Source organism: Paraburkholderia xenovorans LB400 (assembly GCF_000013645.1).
In the GTDB taxonomy this organism is placed as follows: Bacteria; Pseudomonadota; Gammaproteobacteria; order Burkholderiales; family Burkholderiaceae; genus Paraburkholderia; species Paraburkholderia xenovorans.
In genome coordinates, this window is sequence record NC_007951.1 from 228,896 (window position 1) to 244,625 (window position 15,730).

At 63.6% G+C, this 15,730-nt stretch carries 13 protein-coding genes; 1 reads left to right on the forward strand and 12 read right to left on the reverse strand.

From position 1 onward, the window contains the following. Positions 1 to 28: 28 nt before the first annotated feature. Genes bioB through bioA form a run of 4 tightly spaced genes read right to left on the reverse strand, consistent with a single transcriptional unit; the run spans position 29 to position 4,422 of the window. The gene (gene bioB, locus BXE_RS00980) at positions 29 to 1,111 is read right to left on the reverse strand and encodes a biotin synthase BioB (RefSeq protein ID WP_011486579.1); all 1,083 of its coding nucleotides are present in this window, start codon (positions 1,109 to 1,111) and stop codon (positions 29 to 31) included. 34 nt (positions 1,112 to 1,145) lie between these two features. Then, positions 1,146 to 1,883 carry a dethiobiotin synthase gene (gene bioD / locus BXE_RS00985; protein ID WP_011486580.1) on the reverse strand — a complete coding sequence of 246 codons (738 nt, stop codon included), beginning with the start codon at positions 1,881 to 1,883 and terminating at the stop codon, positions 1,146 to 1,148. Then, positions 1,880 to 3,064: an 8-amino-7-oxononanoate synthase gene (bioF, locus tag BXE_RS00990; RefSeq protein ID WP_011486581.1), complete on the reverse strand. Its 1,185-nt coding sequence runs from the start codon at positions 3,062 to 3,064 to the stop codon at positions 1,880 to 1,882. The genes bioD and bioF overlap by 4 nt, the downstream gene beginning before the upstream one ends. After that, the gene (gene bioA, locus BXE_RS00995; RefSeq protein ID WP_011486582.1) at positions 3,064 to 4,422 is read right to left on the reverse strand and encodes an adenosylmethionine--8-amino-7-oxononanoate transaminase; all 1,359 of its coding nucleotides are present in this window, start codon (positions 4,420 to 4,422) and stop codon (positions 3,064 to 3,066) included. Before bioA ends, bioF begins: the two co-directional genes overlap by 1 nt. 1,162 nt (positions 4,423 to 5,584) lie before the next feature. Between bioA and BXE_RS01000 the strand changes: the two genes are divergently transcribed. Continuing rightward, complete coding sequence (locus tag BXE_RS01000; RefSeq protein WP_011486500.1) at positions 5,585 to 6,724, forward strand: IS481-like element ISBxe3 family transposase; 1,140 nt, start codon at positions 5,585 to 5,587, stop codon at positions 6,722 to 6,724. 214 nt (positions 6,725 to 6,938) lie between these two features. On the opposite strand, the gene BXE_RS01005 is transcribed toward BXE_RS01000, so the two are convergent. From BXE_RS01005 to BXE_RS01040, 8 genes are all read right to left on the reverse strand, one after another. Further along, on the reverse strand, positions 6,939 to 8,228 hold the full coding sequence (locus BXE_RS01005; protein WP_011486584.1) for a dienelactone hydrolase family protein: 1,290 nt from the start codon (positions 8,226 to 8,228) through the stop codon (positions 6,939 to 6,941). A gap of 570 nt (positions 8,229 to 8,798) precedes the next feature. After that, the gene (locus BXE_RS01010; protein ID WP_011486586.1) at positions 8,799 to 9,248 is read right to left on the reverse strand and encodes a YchJ family protein; all 450 of its coding nucleotides are present in this window, start codon (positions 9,246 to 9,248) and stop codon (positions 8,799 to 8,801) included. A 7-nt stretch (positions 9,249 to 9,255) separates the two neighbouring features. Further along, a complete protein-coding gene (locus tag BXE_RS01015) occupies positions 9,256 to 10,386 on the reverse strand; it encodes an acyl-CoA dehydrogenase family protein (protein WP_011486587.1) in 1,131 nt (376 codons plus the stop codon). Positions 10,387 to 10,550: 164 nt separating this feature from the next. Further along, positions 10,551 to 11,228, reverse strand: coding sequence for an SDR family oxidoreductase (locus BXE_RS01020; RefSeq protein ID WP_011486588.1), 678 nt, complete (start codon positions 11,226 to 11,228; stop codon positions 10,551 to 10,553). 44 nt (positions 11,229 to 11,272) lie between these two features. Next, on the reverse strand, positions 11,273 to 12,481 hold the full coding sequence (locus BXE_RS01025) for an acetyl-CoA C-acetyltransferase (RefSeq protein ID WP_011486589.1): 1,209 nt from the start codon (positions 12,479 to 12,481) through the stop codon (positions 11,273 to 11,275). Further along, positions 12,474 to 13,250: a carbonate dehydratase gene (gene can, locus BXE_RS01030; RefSeq protein WP_011486590.1), complete on the reverse strand. Its 777-nt coding sequence runs from the start codon at positions 13,248 to 13,250 to the stop codon at positions 12,474 to 12,476. Before can ends, BXE_RS01025 begins: the two co-directional genes overlap by 8 nt. A 94-nt stretch (positions 13,251 to 13,344) precedes the next feature. Further along, positions 13,345 to 15,183 carry a bifunctional isocitrate dehydrogenase kinase/phosphatase gene (aceK, locus tag BXE_RS01035; RefSeq protein ID WP_011486591.1) on the reverse strand — a complete coding sequence of 613 codons (1,839 nt, stop codon included), beginning with the start codon at positions 15,181 to 15,183 and terminating at the stop codon, positions 13,345 to 13,347. Between the two features lie 85 nt (positions 15,184 to 15,268). Then, complete coding sequence (locus BXE_RS01040) at positions 15,269 to 15,673, reverse strand: MerR family transcriptional regulator (protein WP_007179545.1); 405 nt, start codon at positions 15,671 to 15,673, stop codon at positions 15,269 to 15,271. Positions 15,674 to 15,730 lie beyond the last annotated feature (57 nt).

Consider the following 15,730-nt stretch of genomic DNA (forward strand, 5'->3'; position numbering starts at 1 on the left):
CGTGTTCTACTGCACGCGACGCATGCGCTCAGTTCGGCGCAGCGTGTTTATCGCAGCCATGTTCGCAGCCGCTTTGATCGAGTGGCATCTGCTGCGCGGCCTCGGCGCGAATGCCGAGACGTTCGAGCAGTTTGCGGTCGGCTTCGGCTTGCGGGTTGCTCGTGGTCAGCAATTGATCGCCGTAGAAAATCGAGTTCGCGCCCGCGAGGAAACACATGGCCTGCAACGCTTCGTTCATTTGTTCGCGGCCGGCCGACAGACGCACCATTGCGCGCGGCATGGTGATGCGCGCAATCGCGATCGTGCGCACGAATTCGAACGGGTCGATCGCTTCGGTGCCGGTCAGCGGCGTGCCTTCCACCTGAACCAGATTGTTGATGGGCACCGATTCCGGATACGGATCCATGTTCGCCAGTTGCGCGATCAGGCCCGCGCGTTCACGGCGCGACTCGCCCAGACCGACGATCCCGCCGCAGCATACGTTGATGCCCGCGTCGCGCACGCGTTCGAGCGTGTCGAGGCGGTCCTGATACGTGCGCGTCGAAATGATCTGACCGTAGAACTCCGGCGACGTATCGAGATTGTGGTTGTAGTAGTCGAGGCCCGCTTCGCGCAGCCCTTGCGCCTGATGCGTTTCGAGCATGCCGAGCGTCACGCAGGTTTCAAGGCCCATTGCCTTCACGCCGCGGATCATGTCCTTGATCGGTTCGAGGTGACGGTCTTTCGGGTTGCGCCACGCGGCGCCCATGCAGAAACGCGTCGCGCCGTTTTCCTTGGCGACCTTCGCGGCGGCGAGCACTTCGTCGACCGGCATCAGCTTGTCGGCTTGCAGGCCCGTGTCGTGATGCACCGACTGCGGACAATACGCGCAATCTTCCTCGCAGCCGCCGGTCTTGATCGACAGCAGCGTGGACAGTTGCACGGTGTTCGCGTCGAAATGCTCGCGATGGGTTTGCTGCGCCTGGAACATCAGGTCGTTGAACGGCAGTTCGTACAACGAGACGATGTCCGCCACGCGCCAGCGCGCGAGCTGCTTCGTGCCGGCTGCGGCGTTGTTGTTGCTGGCGGCGGCCGTGTCGGTGGACGCCGGAGCGATGTTCAGTTGCGTCATGTCGTCGATCCTCATGGATGGATGTGATGGTGGTTCAGCGCTGCGCATGCGCATGGCGCAGCGTTTGCAGAAGCCGGTTGATGTCGAGTTGCTCCGCTGCGAGCTCGGGCGAAGCCGGGTTCAGATGCGGCACGATGCCGAGCAGCGGCGCGTCGTATGCGCGGGCGAGATGCTCGCGGATCGACGCGATGTTTTCGTCGGGGAAGGTCATGTCGGGATCGATGCGGTTCGCGACCCAGCCGGCGAGCGTGAGCCCGCGCGCGGCGATTGCTTCGGCGGTGAGCAGCGCATGGCTGATGCAGCCGAGCCGCATGCCCACCACCAGCACCACCGGCAGCTCCAGGGCGACGGCGAGATCGGCGGTGTCCTGGGCAGCGGTCAACGGCACGCGAAAACCGCCGACGCCTTCCACCACGACGATCTCCGCGCGCTTGAGTGCTTGCGCGTGGCAGTCGACGATATGGCCGAGATCCAGCGTGACGTTTTCCAGCGCGGCTGCGATGTGCGGCGCGGCCGGTTCCTTCAGCAGATACGGCGTGCGTATCTCGGGCGGCAGCAGGACGTTCGAGGCGGCGTCGAGTTGATCCGCATCTTCGTTGTGCAGCGCGCCGTCCAGTTCGAACGCGCCGGCTGCGACCGGCTTCATCGCGGCCGCTTGCAGGCCTTCGCGGACGAAGCCGCGCAACAGCGCCGCTGAGACGAACGTCTTGCCGATTTCCGTATCGGTGCCGGTGATGAATAAGGACAGTGCGTTTTGACTCGTGCTACTCATGCCGCTTTCGCTCCGAGTTGCTGCAAGCCTGCTTCAAGACGATCCAGATCCGCCTGCGAGTGCGCGGCCGATAACGAAATGCGCAAACGCGACGTGCCGGTGGGCACGGTGGGCGGACGGATCGCCGGCACCCACAGGCCCGCGCGATCGAGCGTGGCCGCGATCTCGAGTGTGGCGTCGTTCGCGCCGATGATGAGCGGCTGCACGGCCGTATGCGAATCGACCGGTAGCCACGGCGTTGCCTTGAGCATGGCGCGCGTGCGCCCGATCAATTGCTGAAGATGCGCGCGCCGCGCATCGCCTTCCTCGCCGCCGATGATGCGCAGACTCGCCGACACCGCATGTGCCGCAGCCGGCACCGACGCCGTGGTGAAAATGTACGGGCGAGCGCGCTGCACGAGCCATTCGATCACCGTCTCATGCGCCGCGACGAACGCGCCGGAGACGCCTGCCGCTTTGCCGAGCGTGCCGATCGAAATGAGATTCGGCGAACGCAGCGCGGCTTGCGCGATCGCGCCGCGGCCTTGCGGGCCGAGCACGCCGAAACCGTGCGCGTCGTCGACGATCAGCCAGGCGCCGTGTTGTTCCGCGAGTTCGAGCAGACGTGGGAGCGGCGCGATATCGCCGTCCATGCTGAAGACGGTGTCGGAGACGATCACCTTGACGTCGGCGTCCGAGGCTTCGAGCATCGCGCTCAGCGCGTCGGTATCGCAGTGCGGGTAGATCTGCACGTCGGCGCGGGACAAACGCGCGCCGTCGATCAGCGACGCGTGATTCAGCGCGTCGGAGAAGAGCGTCGTGCCGCGGCCCGCGAGCGCGGTGAGCGTGGCGAGATTCGCCATGTAGCCCGTGCTGAAGTAGAGCGCGCGCGCATTCTCGACGAAGCCGCCGACGAATTCGGCGAGATCGTCTTCGAGTTGCGCATGCGCGCGCGAGTGGCCGCCGAGCAGATGCGAGCCGCCGCTGCCCGCGCCATAGCGCTGCGCGCCTTCAGCGATGGCCGCGATCAGTTGCGGATGCGCGGCGAGGCCGAGATAGTCGTTGCTGGCGAAGCCGATGATCGCGCGGCCGTCGACGGTCATGTGGGCCGCGCACGGCGTGTCGGCGGTGCGGCGGCGACGGCGCAGGCCGCGCGCGTCAATCTCCTTCAGCCCTTCGGCGAGTGTGTCGAGCAGATGCATTAGCGGGTCTCCGCGAGCGTGGCGTCGAAGGTCTCGCGCGTGCGCGAGGCGAGCAGCGCGAGTTCTTCGTCGTCGAGGATATAAGGCGGCATCAGATACACCGTCGTGCCGATTGGGCGCAGCAGCAGTTCGCGCCGCAGCGCGTTTTCGAAGAAGCGGCGCGAGAATGTTCTGGCCTGCTGAGCATCGTCGATCAGGGCGTCGAACGCGAAGATCGTGCCGCACTGACGCAGATTGCGGACTTGTTCGTGTTCGGCGAGCGGTGCGAGCGCGGCTTTCAGCTTCGCGGATTTTTGTGCGTTGACGGCGATCACGTTGTCGGCTGCGAACAGATCGAGCGTGGCGAGCGCCGCGCGACAGGCGAGCGGATTGCCCGTGTACGAGTGCGAGTGCAGGAAGCCGCGCGCGGTGTCGTCGTGATAGAAGGCTTCGAAAATTTCGTCGCGCGACAGCACGATCGAGAGCGGCAGATAGCCGCCGCTGATGCCTTTCGACAGACAGATGAAGTCCGGCCAGATACCGGCCTGTTCGCACGCGAAGAAAGTGCCGGTGCGGCCGCAGCCCACGGCGATTTCATCGGCGATCAGATGTACGCCGTACTGATCGCACAACGTGCGTAGTCCGGCGATATACGACGCGTCGTGCATGGCCATGCCGGCTGCGCACTGCACGAGCGGCTCGACGATCAGCGCGGCGATTTTCGTGGCGCGTGCTTCGAAAAGCGAGCGGACGTGATCGAGCGCGCGGCGAGCGACATCGGCGGCGGTTTCGCCGGCTTGCGCGAGGCGGGCGTCTGGAGACGCTACGACGTGCGCGTGGCGGATCAACGGGTCGTAGGCGTCTTTGAAGAGTGCGACATCCGTGACGCCGAGCGCGCCGATGGTTTCGCCGTGGTAACTGTTGGCGATGCAGACGAATTCCTGCTTGTCGGCGAAACCGCGATTGCGCCACGAGTGGAAGCTCATTTTCAGGGCGATTTCGACGGCGGACGCGCCATCCGATGCGAAGAATGCGTGGCCGAGCGTGTTGCCGGTGAGCGCGCTGAGGCGCTCCGCGAGTTCGATGGCCGGTTCGTGCGTGCAGCCGGCGAGCATGGCGTGTTCGAGCGTGTCGAGCTGGTCTTTCAGTGCCGCGTTGATGCGCGGATTGGCGTGACCGAACAGGTTGACCCACCAGGAGCTGATCGCATCCAGATAGCGATGGCCGGCGCGGTCGTAGAGCCACGCGCCTTGACCGCGCGCGACGGGGACGAGCGGCAGGCGTTCGTGGTGCTTCATCTGGGTGCAGGGGTGCCAGACGGCGCGCAGGCTGCGGGCGATCCAGTCTTCGGGGGCGGGTGGTGGCGCTGATTTTTCCAAAGGGGTGCTCCAGGGGGCTTTTTTTGCCGCTGCGCGGGCGTGGCTTTTTGGGGGCCATTTTGGGGCGTGCTGCGCGTCTTTTTTTGCGCTGCGCGCGGGCCTTGGCGGGCGTGCGGGGTTGAGATTAGCGGTTTATTTAGGGATGTGCACCTGGGGGCGGTGGGCGGTTTTTGCTCGCGGCGCTGGGGTTGGTTGACGTTCGATGCAGGTAGTTTCTGTTCTCGATGGAAGGTTGCTGATCGATGCAGTTGGCGACGGCAAAGTAGTTGGGTTTTACTGGCGGGAATTGGGGTGGGGGGTGGTTTTTTGTCTGTGCAGGGCTTTGTGTCTGTGTTCCTGGGGGCTTGGCCTTTCCTTGCATTCACGGTGGTCTGTTAGCGTTGCCCCTGTGCGGGGCGGCACCTACTTTCTTTGCCGCGGCAAAGAAAGTAGGCAAAGAAAGCCGCTTTACACCGCCAACTCTTAAGCGGGTCCCCTGGCTTGGAGGGGATAGTGGTGCATCTGGAATCTGTGTCGTCGCGCATTCAGCCTTGGTGACAAGGCCGTCATACTTCCCGCCTCGCACTGCGTGCTCGCCGGAACGGTCCGGTAAAACCAGTGTTGTGCGTGTGTGGGGCGTCGGCTTTGGCTCTGCGTGGCGCCGAAAAGTGTCGCGAGCTTGTGTGCAGACGGCACACAGAACGACGGCGGTGATGGAGGCGCCGTCCGCTAACTCAAGAGGCCGCCAGCGGTTGAGAAGACTGTCGCGCAAGGAACAGGCAGCAACCCTAAAGGCCCGGTTCGCGCCCGTCGCGACTGGCGAGCAGAGAGATATCGCCCGCGCGCGAGGCAATCAGCGATTTGAGAAACGGCGCGCGCAAGAAGTGTCGGGGAAGATATCGCCCGTACGAGAAGCGACCACTGGTTTTAACGAACTACCGCGACGGCGCGCGCAGCGTCGCCGGAAGAATGACGGCCTTGTCACCAAGGCTGAATGCGCGACGACACAGATTCCAGATGGTCCACTACCGTGACTGTGCGGGGGACCCGCTTAAGAGCTGGCGGTGTGAAGCGGCTTTCTTTGCCTACTTTCTTTGCCGCGGTGTATGGACCGGAGACATGGGTAACAGGTGTGCGGAGACATGGGTAACACTCTGGGCGAGCGAATCGCCTGGAGCCGGTTATGCCCTGGAACCCGAGAGACACCATGAATTTGCGTCTGGAATTCGTTCAACTGGCCTCGCAGGAAGGCGCCAACCGTCGTGAGTTGTGTCGGCGTTTTGGCATCAGCCCGAAGACCGGCTACAAGTGGCTCGATCGCCACGCAAAGGGTGGCGACACCGCGCTGACGGATCATTCGCGACGGCCCCAGCAGAGCCCGGCACGCACGCCACCGTCGGTCGAGCAGCGGGTGGTCGAACTGCGGCGGGCGCATCCGGCCTGGGGTGGACGCAAGATCAGCCGACGTCTGTGCGATCTGGGTCAAACGGATGTGCCCGCGCCCAGCACCGTGACCGATATCCTGCATCGACACGGGCTGATCGAGCCGGCCGCTTCCGCCGCCGCCACGGCCTGGCAGCGCTTCGAGCACGCGCAGCCCAACGATCTCTGGCAGATGGATTTCAAGGGCTGGTTCGACCTGCAGGACGGACGGCACTGTTCGCCACTGACCATGCTGGACGATCATTCGCGCTACAACGTGACCCTCGATGCCTGCATCAGCACCGACACCCGGATCGTGCAGCATCATCTGGAGCGCACGTTCCGCCGCTACGGGCTGCCGCTGCGCATCAACGCGGACAATGGTTCGCCGTGGGGCAGCCCCAGCCAGCCGGGCCAGTTGACCGAACTGGCCATCTGGCTCATCCGGCTGGGCGTGCGACTGTCGCACAGCCGCGTGGCGCATCCGCAGACCAATGGCAAGGAGGAGCGGTTTCATCGCACGCTGAAGGCCGAGGTGATCGCCGGGCGCCATTTCAGGGACCTGCGCAGCGCCCAGCAGGCGTTCGATGAGTGGCGCTCGGTCTACAACCACCAGCGCCCGCATCAGGCGCTGGACATGGCGACCCCGGTTACGCGCTATCGACCGAGCCCGCGTGCCTACCCCGAGAGCCTGCCGCCGATCGAGTACGGCGCAAACGACCACGTGCAGTACGTGAAGTGGAATGGTGAACTACGCTTCAGGAAGCAGCGCTTCAAGGTATCGAGCGCATTGCATAACCTGCCCGTGGCCATCCGGGAGCGCGTCGGTGAAGAGAACTGCTACGACCTGTTTTTTGCGCATCACCGTTTCGGAACCATCAACCTGAGTCCGCAGGAGTGAGCGGAGCATGTGTTACCCATGTCTCCGCACACCTGTTACCCATGTCTCCGGTCCATACACCGCGGCAAAGAAAGTAGGTGCCGCCCCGCACAGGGGCAACCCTAATAAACCACAAAAACCAAGAAAAAGCCGACCACCCAAGCGTAGGAAACCACAGATCAACGAGCCCGAGCCCGACCCAGCAGACCGCCGAGCAGGCAAAAACCCCCCACCTTCACTCCCGACTGGCAACATCCCGCCGCCCATCGACGCCACCCGCGCCCGAGCCCGCACCCGCACCCCCCTCAGCCGTCTGCGAAGACTGCTCCCCCCAAACAACCGAATTATTCACCGCATACAACCGGCAAGGCGCCGAACTCTGCTTCTGGCAATTAGCCACAGCAACCGACATCGGATCATCGCCACCTTCAGCCCACGACCAGGCCCCCGTATCAGACACAGCAAACGCCCGGCTAGGATACTGATGCAAGAAATTCCGATACCCATTGCGTCCGGCTTCATCGACAAACGGCACGGAGTCGACCGCATCGACGGCGGCAAACCCGCTCGCCTTCGGCATGGAAGGATCCGCCACGCGATACTGCACGCCAGTCGGCATGCCCACACGCGCAAGGAAAGCCTCGACAGCCGGCCACCACACATGCACGCCGTCACGGTCGCCGACCAGCCGGTGCGCGTCGTTCTTGTAGCTACCGAAATCCACCATCTTCGCGCTCGCGCCATGCGCACCATACGCGGCATACATGCCCGCCACCAGCGGCGCGTTCCAGACCGAATCGTTATCGCCATACATCCACAGCGACGGCACCCTGGTCTTCTCGCCATATGCGCCGAATGCGCGCGTCAGATTGCCCTGCCAGTCGCTGCAGGCATCCTGCCGCAAACCGCCCGAGAAATTGATCAGCGCCCGCACGCCCGGCGCGGCTTCCGTGCCGTACGCCATCGTCGCCAGGCCGCCGTGCGAGGTGCCGGCCACCACGATGTGGGTGGCGTCCACGTAAGGCTGCTTCGACATGAAGTCGATCGTGGCGGCAACGTCGCCGGCCTGGCCGATGCCGTTCTTTTCAACGTCGCAACCGTCCTGCTGATAAACGCCGTCCGAGTGGCCGAAACCCTGGCGGTTGGGCGCCACCACCACGTAACCGCGGCGCACGAACTCGCGTGCGAACGGCAGCGGGTCGCTGCGCTCCTGACTGCGCGGGTCGCCGGGAATCTTGCCGTGGTTGAAAACGATCATCGGAAACGGGCCCGCGCCGTCCGGCTTGTAGATCGTCGTTTCGAGGGTGACCGTGCCGGCAGCGTCGACCGGCACGCGGATGATCTGTTCGTTGAGACCTGCGGTGGGCAGGTACACGTCGTCGTCGAGCGCGATGCGCGGCACGCGCGCGCGGGTCAACGGTCCCGCCTGGGTGTCGGTGAGCGGGTCGGCGTGCGCGAGCGTGACCATGCACGTAGCCGCTGCACAGATCACCGCACACTTCGTCAGAACCTTGCTGAACACCATTGACGCACCCGCCTCAAAAACTTGCCCTGAACACCGTCATGCCTGGTTGTCGAAAATAATCGCTGACATTTGCCTTTCGGGCAGTTTTCGACAAACAAAAGCACACTCGCGCACGGAGTGCGCCAAAGGCGCACGCACGCTAATCGAGATCGCACGGGATAAACCCAAACGGCCGACGCGACCCCACGCGCCGATGATGAGCGTCACGCCTGCTGCCTGAAGCCGCCGCCGGACCCACACTGTCTGGTGCCCGGCAGGGCGTCCTGCGCAATTTGCGGAGTTGGTATGAATCGGCTCTCGCAACGTGACGTCATGAAGCTACGGCCTTATCCTGGCACGACAATTTTGTTTTGTGCAATCAAGGAGAACCCGCGACGCAAAATTTGCCGCGCGCCGATTTGCCGCCTGCGGCCGCTCGATGCAGGCCTCGCGGGTGTTTGGTGCAACGAAGCAATCAGGCGCGGCGCGGGCGTTGTGGCATCGAGCCAACATGAAAAAATGGCCCTGCTATCAGGGCCATATGTGAGCGCGGCGTAGGGACGCGTGGCGTGGTGTAAGAAGCGGGAAGGCTTATTCGCTGACGTCGCCGTCCACGTAGCGCCAGCGGCCGTCTTCTCCGCGCACGAAGCGGCTCAGTTCGTGCAGCCGGTGCGCGCGGCCGCCCACCTTATAGCGCGCGACGAATTCGACCGTGGCGTGATGAGCGTCGGTTTCGGCGAACGCCTTGATCTGCAGTCCGAGCCAACGCGGCGCATCGGGGGCGGCCGGGTCCGCGTCGAGGTCGGCGGGGCAGGTGTGAGCTGCCCAGGTGGCGCGCAGATAATCCGTTGCACCCACAACATACGCGCTATAGCGCGAACGCATCAGTTCATGAGCTCGTGGCGCGGCTTCGCCGCCGTCGATATAGCGGCCGCAGCATTGCGCGAAGCGGGGCGCCCTGGCGCCGCTGCGCTGATCGGGCGCGGCGCCGCCGCAGGGACAATCGGAAGGTCGTTGTAACGGCAACAGTTGCTTATTCATCAGTCTTTCAGCCAAGACCGCGCGCGATCAGGATTTTCTGGATGTCGCTGGTGCCTTCATAGATCTGGCAGACCCGCACGTCGCGGTAGATCCGCTCGACCGGGAAGTCGCTCAGATAGCCGTAGCCGCCATGAATCTGTAAGGCGGCCGAACAGATGCGCTCGGCGGCTTCGGACGCGAACAGTTTGGCCATCGCGGCTTCGGTGAGGCAGGGTTGGCCGGCGTCTTTCAACGAGGCGGCGTGCCAGATCAACTGGCGCGCGGCCTCGAGTTGCGTCGCCATGTCGGCGAGGCGGAATTGTACGGCCTGGTGCGAAAAGAGCGGCACGCCGAAGCTCTCGCGCTCCTTCGCATAGCTCAGCGCGGCTTCGAACGCGGCGCGCGCCATGCCGACGCTTTGCGCGGCGATACCGATGCGGCCGCCTTCGAGCCCCGACAGCGCGATCCGGTAGCCTTCGCCTTGCGCGCCGATCAGGTTGGCGGCCGGCACGCGACAATCCTCGAAAATGATCTGCGCGGTGTCCGACGAATGCTGGCCGAGCTTGTCTTCGACCCGCGCGACGACATAGCCCGGCGTATCGGTGGGCACGATAAACGCGCTGATGCCGCGCTTGCCCGCGGCTTTGTCGGTCACGGCCATGACGATCGCGACATGGCCGTTCCTGCCGCTCGTGATGAACTGTTTGACGCCGTTCAGCAGGTACTCGTCGCCCTCGCGTGTCGCGGTGGTGCGCAGCGCGGAGGCGTCGGAACCGGCTTGCGGTTCGGTCAGGCAAAAGGCCCCGAGCATGTCGCCGCGCGCGAGCGGCGTGAGCCACTCGCGTTTCTGCGCGTCGTTGCCGTAGGTCAGCAGGATGCTGCACACCGGGCAGTTGTTGACGGAGATGGCCGTCGACGTGCCGCCGTCGCCGGCTGCGATTTCTTCGAGAATTAGCGCGAGCGCCAGCGCGTCCATGCCGGCGCCGCCGTATGTTTCGGGCACCAGCACGCCATACGCGCCGAGTTGCGCGAGCTGGCGGTGCACGTCTTTCGGAAACGTGCGCTCGCGGTCCCATGTCGCCGCATGCGGCGTGATTGCTTCGCGGACGAACGTGCGCAGTGCATCGCGCACCATCAGGTGATCCTGATCAAGCACCATACGTGTGTCTCCTGTCGACCAGAGTTAGCGCTTCAGCGCTTACTCTGGTCCCATGCACGGCGGTCGACCAGAGTTAGCGCTTCAGCGCTTACTCTGGTCCCATGCACAGCGGTCGACCAGAGTCAGCGCTTTACCGCCAACTCCGCTCCCATCCAAGCCTCCACTCACCAGTCGAGTAACGTACCGTCGTACTGATAAAACCGGCCGTTGAATGCTTCATGCTCGGTCGCCGCTTGCGCGAGCACTTCACGCATGCCGGTAACGCTGCGCGCCGGATCGATCGCAGCCTGCGCGCCGCCCAAGTCGGTGCGAACCCAGCCCGGATGCAACGAAATGCACGCGGCGCGCTTTGCCTCCAGCGACGCGAGTTTCAGCGCATCGTTCAGCGCCGCCTTGCTCGCGCGATACAGCCAGCCGGTCGTGCCGCTCGCGTCGCCGATGCTGCCCATCTTGCTCGAAATCACCGCGAATACGCCGCCCGCTTCTTCGACGAGCGGCAGCAGGATCGGCATCAATTGCATCGGTCCGCGCACATTGGTGTGCATGACGTGGTCGAAGTCTTCGGCGGTGATCGTCTCGATGCCTTCGGTGCGCGGGCCGTAGACGCCCGACACCAGAATCGCCGCATCGAGCCGTTCACCGTCGAGCTTCCAGCCGAGCGCGGCGATTTCCTCCGGCATGCTCACATCGAGCGAGAACGTTTCCGCGCCGAGTTCGTTCAACGCGTCAAGCGCGGCGCCGTCGCGGGCGGTGGCGAGCGCGCGCCAGCCGCTCTTCTTGTACTGCCGCACAAACTCCTGGCCAATGCCACGCGACGCACCGACGATCAACACAGTCTTCATCGAACACCTCAAGCCATCAAAACAGAGCGCCGCGAAAACGCGCGTTACACGAGTTCGATACCCATTGCCGTCGCTTCGCCGCCGCCGATACACAGCGTCGCGACGCCGCGCTTGCCGCCGCGCTTTTTCAGCGCGCCGATCAGCGTGACGAGAATGCGCGCGCCCGACGCGCCGATCGGGTGGCCGAGCGCACAGGCGCCGCCGTTCACGTTGACCTTCTCGTGCGGCAGATGGTGCTCCTTCATGGCGGCCATCGTCACGACAGCAAAGGCTTCGTTGACTTCAAACAGATCGACTTCGTCGGCGCGCCAGCCGTTCTTCTCGAACAGCTTGCGAATCGCGCCGACCGGCGCGGTGGTGAACTTCGCCGGTTCCTGCGCGAGGGTCGAGTGGCCGACCACGCGCGCAATCGGCTGGACGCCCAGGCGCTTCGCCGTCGACTCGCGCATCATGACGAGCGCGGCCGCGCCGTCGGAAATCGACGACGAGTTCGCCGCCGTCACGGTGCCGGTTTTGCTGAACGCGGGCTTGAGCGTCGGAATCTTCTCGATGTTCGCTTTGAACGGCTGTTCGTCGCGATCGATGGTGACTTCGCCCTTGCGGCTCTCCACTTTCACCGGCGCGATTTCCCAGGCGAACGAACCGTCCTCGTTCGCACGCTTAGCACGAGCGAGCGACTCGACGGCGAACGCGTCCTGCGCCTCGCGCGTGAAGTCGAACGAAGCCGCGCATTCCTCGGCGAAGGAGCCCATCAGACGGCCTTTTTCATAGGCGTCTTCGAGACCGTCGTAGAACATGTGGTCGATCACCTGACCGTGGCCCATGCGCATTCCCGCCCGCGCTTTGGGCAGCAGATACGGCGCGTTCGTCATGCTTTCCATGCCGCCCGCAACGATCACGTCGACGGAACCCGCGGCGAGCATGTCGTGCGCGAACATGGCCGCGCGCATGCCTGAGCCGCACATCTTGTTCACCGTGGTGCTGCCGGTGGCGAGCGGCAAGCCGGCGCCGAGCGCGGCCTGACGCGCGGGCGCCTGGCCGAGGCCGGCGGGCAGCACGCAACCCATCACCACTTCGTCGATCTGTTCGGGTTTAAGGCCGGCGCGCTGCACGGCCGCCTGGATTGCCACCGAACCCAATTGCGGCGCGCTCAGCGTGGCGAAGTCGCCCTGGAATGCCGCCATCGGCGTGCGGGCCACGCCCACGATGACGATCGGATCAGCTTTTGTCCCGCTCATGTGTGTCTCACTCATGTTTAAGCTCCTTGATGACGCCTTCGACAATGGCCGGCACGTCGCCGAGCTGCGCCGCGTCGGCGGCCACCACGTCGTTGTCCGCGTTGTGTGCGCCGCCGGCCGACACTGCCGCCACACACTTCTGATAGGTTGCGTCGAGCGCGCCCGGCTCGCGGATCGTCATGCCGAGATTGCGCACCTTGCCGTCATGCACGCCATACGCCCAGCCGTGCACGGTCAACTCCTGGCCGCGTGCCCACGCGTCGTTGACGATGGTGGTGCGGCATACGTTCATCACCTGTTCGATCGCGTTCAGTTCGACCAGGCGCCGGTGACGCGCCTCACCGATCGGCCATTCCTCGATCAGCGCCGCATGCTTGGTGCGCACGTCCTGCACGTGATGCAGCCAGTTGTCCGCGAGACCCACGCGGCGGCCGTGCAGCGCCGCGCCGACGCCCGAGCAGCCGTAGTGGCCGACCACCATGATGTGCTTGACCTTCAGCAGATCGACGGCGAACTGGATGACCGACAGACAGTTCAGATCGGTATGCACCACCACGTTGGCAATGTTTCTGTGCACGAACACTTCGCCCGGCGGCAGGCCGATGATCTGGTTCGCCGGCACGCGCGAATCGGAGCAGCCGATCCACAGATACTCGGGCGTCTGCTGATGAGCGAGGCGCGAAAAATACTCAGGGTCTTCGGACAGCTTGCGGGCAACCCACGCTTCGTTGTTGTCGAACAGATGCGAGAGCGGATTGTCAGGAGGCGAAGCGTTAGTGTTCATGGTGCGTCTGAGTGGTTGCTCGACCGCTTGACCGGTCGATGTCGTTACATAAGGTTAGGACGAGGCATTCAACACGGCGAGCAGCGTATGAGTCTCACGCTGCCCGCACGCTGCGCCCGGCGTCCGGCGCGTCCTGCTCGTTTGATGCGGCTCCGGCGGCATCGGCAAAGCGCTCCGGATAGCGCATGCAGAAGCGCACGCTGCCGTCGTACGGGAAAAAATCGGCCAGTTCGCCTTTCAATAGATGATCCTTGTGCCGTTGCCATAGCGCAGGATCGAAGAAGTCCGCGTGATGCTGCATGAAGGAACGGCGCACGCGTGGGTCGCCGAGCAGAAATGTGCCGTACGTCTCCGGGAAAATATCGTGCGGGCCGACCGAGTACCACGGCTCGCCGGACATTTCGTCTTCCTCGTTGCGTGGCGCCGGCACCGCGCGCACGTTGCAGTCGGTCAGATATTCGATTTCATCGTAGTCGTAGAACACCACGCGGCCGTGACGCGTGACGCCGAAGTTCTTGTACAGCATGTCGCCCGGAAAGATGTTCGCCTGCATCAGTTCCTTGATTGCATTGCCGTATTCCTTGATGCCGTGTTCGATGTCCTCGTCGTTGCCGTTCTGGAGGAACAGATTCAGCGGCACCATGCGGCGTTCGATATACATATGGCGAATCACCAGGCTGTCGCCGTCGTATTCGATCAGCGACGGCACTTCCTTTTCGAGTTCACGCACCAGCGCTTCATCGAGCCGCGAGACCGGCAACGCGACGCTCGAATATTCGAGTGTGTCGGCCATGCGGCCCAGGCGGTCGTGCCGTTTGACGAGCTGATACTTTTCCTTGATCTGCGCGCGCGTGGTTTCCTTCGGCGGCGGGAAGCTGTCCTTGATCAGCTTGAACACGTACGGAAACGAGGGCAGCGTGAACACCAGCATCACGAGCCCCTTGATGCCGGGCGCGATGATGAACTGATCGCTCGAATGCGACAGGTGATGCAGCAGGTCGCGATAGAACAGATTCTTGCCCTGCTTCTGCAAACCCACCGACGTATAGATTTCCGCTTTCGGTTTGCCCTGCATGATGGTGCCGAGAAACTCGACATAAGCGGACGGCACTTCCATATCTACGAGGAAGTACGAATGCGAAAAGCTGAAAATGATCAGCAACTGGTCGCGCTTGAGCAGTACCGTGTCGAGCGCGAGCACGCCCGGTTTCACATGCCGCAGCGGCACCGCGAACGGCATCAGCAGATCGCCGTTGATGATCCGCCCGATGATATACGCCGACTTGTTCCGGTAGAACAGCGACGAGAGCACGTGAATCTGAAAGTTGGGCGCTTCGTCGAACACGCCGAACGCGTCCTGGATTGCCTGCATCACGCAGCCGACGTCGCGTGTCAGGTCTTCAAACGGCGGCTCCAACTGGAAGTTCGTGACAATGCGTTCGAGCGTTGCCGCGAGCCCATCCTTGCCGGGATAGTACGCACGGTAGGTCGGCTTCGCGGCCGGTTCGTCGTTCTCGATGTATTCGGTCGAGATGGCCGGGCGCACGAAAATGAAATCGTTGCTGAAGTACGAGCGGTGCAGGATCTTGCAGCACACCGAATTGAAAAACGTCTCCGCGCATTCGGGCTGGCGGTGCGTGGTCAAAAGGCCGATATAGTGCAGCTTGATCTGCTGCCACACTTCGTCGTCGATATTTTCCGCGTCGTATTCGTCTTCGAGCAGTTCGACGCATTCCTCGACGCGTTCGTCGTACGAGGTAATGCGGTCGCGCGCGAGCTTTTGCAGACCATGCCAGTCGGCCTGTTCAAAGAGCGTCTTGGCGTGGATCGCGGCGTCGCGAAAAATCCGGTAATGCCGGTCGAATCCTTCGAGCATCGTCTGTGCGACGTCAAAGCCGATTTGCGACGACAGCAATTTGGGAAAGTGATTCATGTCGACCGTGCATTCGTCTCATGTCGTGAAGACACCCGTGATTGTATCGCCCGGGTGCGCCCGCGACGCGTCGCGCCGCCCTTGTTCATGCCGGCCTGGCTTCGCGTGTGCCGGTTTCCAGCAGCGCGCGCGCCTGGGTTTCGTATTGCGCGAGGTCTTCGAGCGTCGCGTTCAGGTCTTCCAGTTGACGCTCCAGCACTTCGCGATGACGCGCCACCGTGGCGAGGAATGCGTGCAATTGCGGCACCGTGTCTGTCGGCGACTCGTACACGTCCAGCAGATCGCGAATTTCCGACAGCGTGAAGCCGAGCCGCTTGCCGCGCAACGTGAGCTTCAGGCGCGTTCGGTCGCGGCCCGAATAGACGCGCCGCAAGCCGCTCGATCCTTCACGGCTCGGCGAGAGTAAACCCTGGTCTTCGTAGAAGCGGATCGCGCGCGGCGTGACGTCGAATTCCCGCGCGAGCTCGGTGATCGTGTATTGCGTGTTCATCGGGGCATTCCGTGGCCGGGCAGAAAATCGGATTGAACGATAGAATCGACGTTTACG

Excerpts from the sequence above, each read along its gene's own strand:
- bioB (WP_011486579.1), bottom strand. The coding sequence starts at position 1,111 with ATGACGCAACTGAACATCGCTCCGGCGTCCACCGACACGGCCGCCGCC.
- bioD (WP_011486580.1), bottom strand. The coding sequence starts at position 1,883 with ATGAGTAGCACGAGTCAAAACGCACTGTCCTTATTCATCACCGGCACC.
- bioF (WP_011486581.1), bottom strand. The coding sequence starts at position 3,064 with ATGCATCTGCTCGACACACTCGCCGAAGGGCTGAAGGAGATTGACGCG.
- BXE_RS01000 (WP_011486500.1), top strand. The coding sequence starts at position 5,585 with ATGCCCTGGAACCCGAGAGACACCATGAATTTGCGTCTGGAATTCGTT.
- BXE_RS01005 (WP_011486584.1), bottom strand. The coding sequence starts at position 8,228 with ATGGTGTTCAGCAAGGTTCTGACGAAGTGTGCGGTGATCTGTGCAGCG.
- BXE_RS01010 (WP_011486586.1), bottom strand. The coding sequence starts at position 9,248 with ATGAATAAGCAACTGTTGCCGTTACAACGACCTTCCGATTGTCCCTGC.
- BXE_RS01015 (WP_011486587.1), bottom strand. The coding sequence starts at position 10,386 with ATGGTGCTTGATCAGGATCACCTGATGGTGCGCGATGCACTGCGCACG.
- BXE_RS01020 (WP_011486588.1), bottom strand. The coding sequence starts at position 11,228 with ATGAAGACTGTGTTGATCGTCGGTGCGTCGCGTGGCATTGGCCAGGAG.
- BXE_RS01025 (WP_011486589.1), bottom strand. The coding sequence starts at position 12,481 with ATGAGTGAGACACACATGAGCGGGACAAAAGCTGATCCGATCGTCATC.
- can (WP_011486590.1), bottom strand. The coding sequence starts at position 13,250 with ATGAACACTAACGCTTCGCCTCCTGACAATCCGCTCTCGCATCTGTTC.
- aceK (WP_011486591.1), bottom strand. The coding sequence starts at position 15,183 with ATGAATCACTTTCCCAAATTGCTGTCGTCGCAAATCGGCTTTGACGTC.
- BXE_RS01040 (WP_007179545.1), bottom strand. The coding sequence starts at position 15,673 with ATGAACACGCAATACACGATCACCGAGCTCGCGCGGGAATTCGACGTC.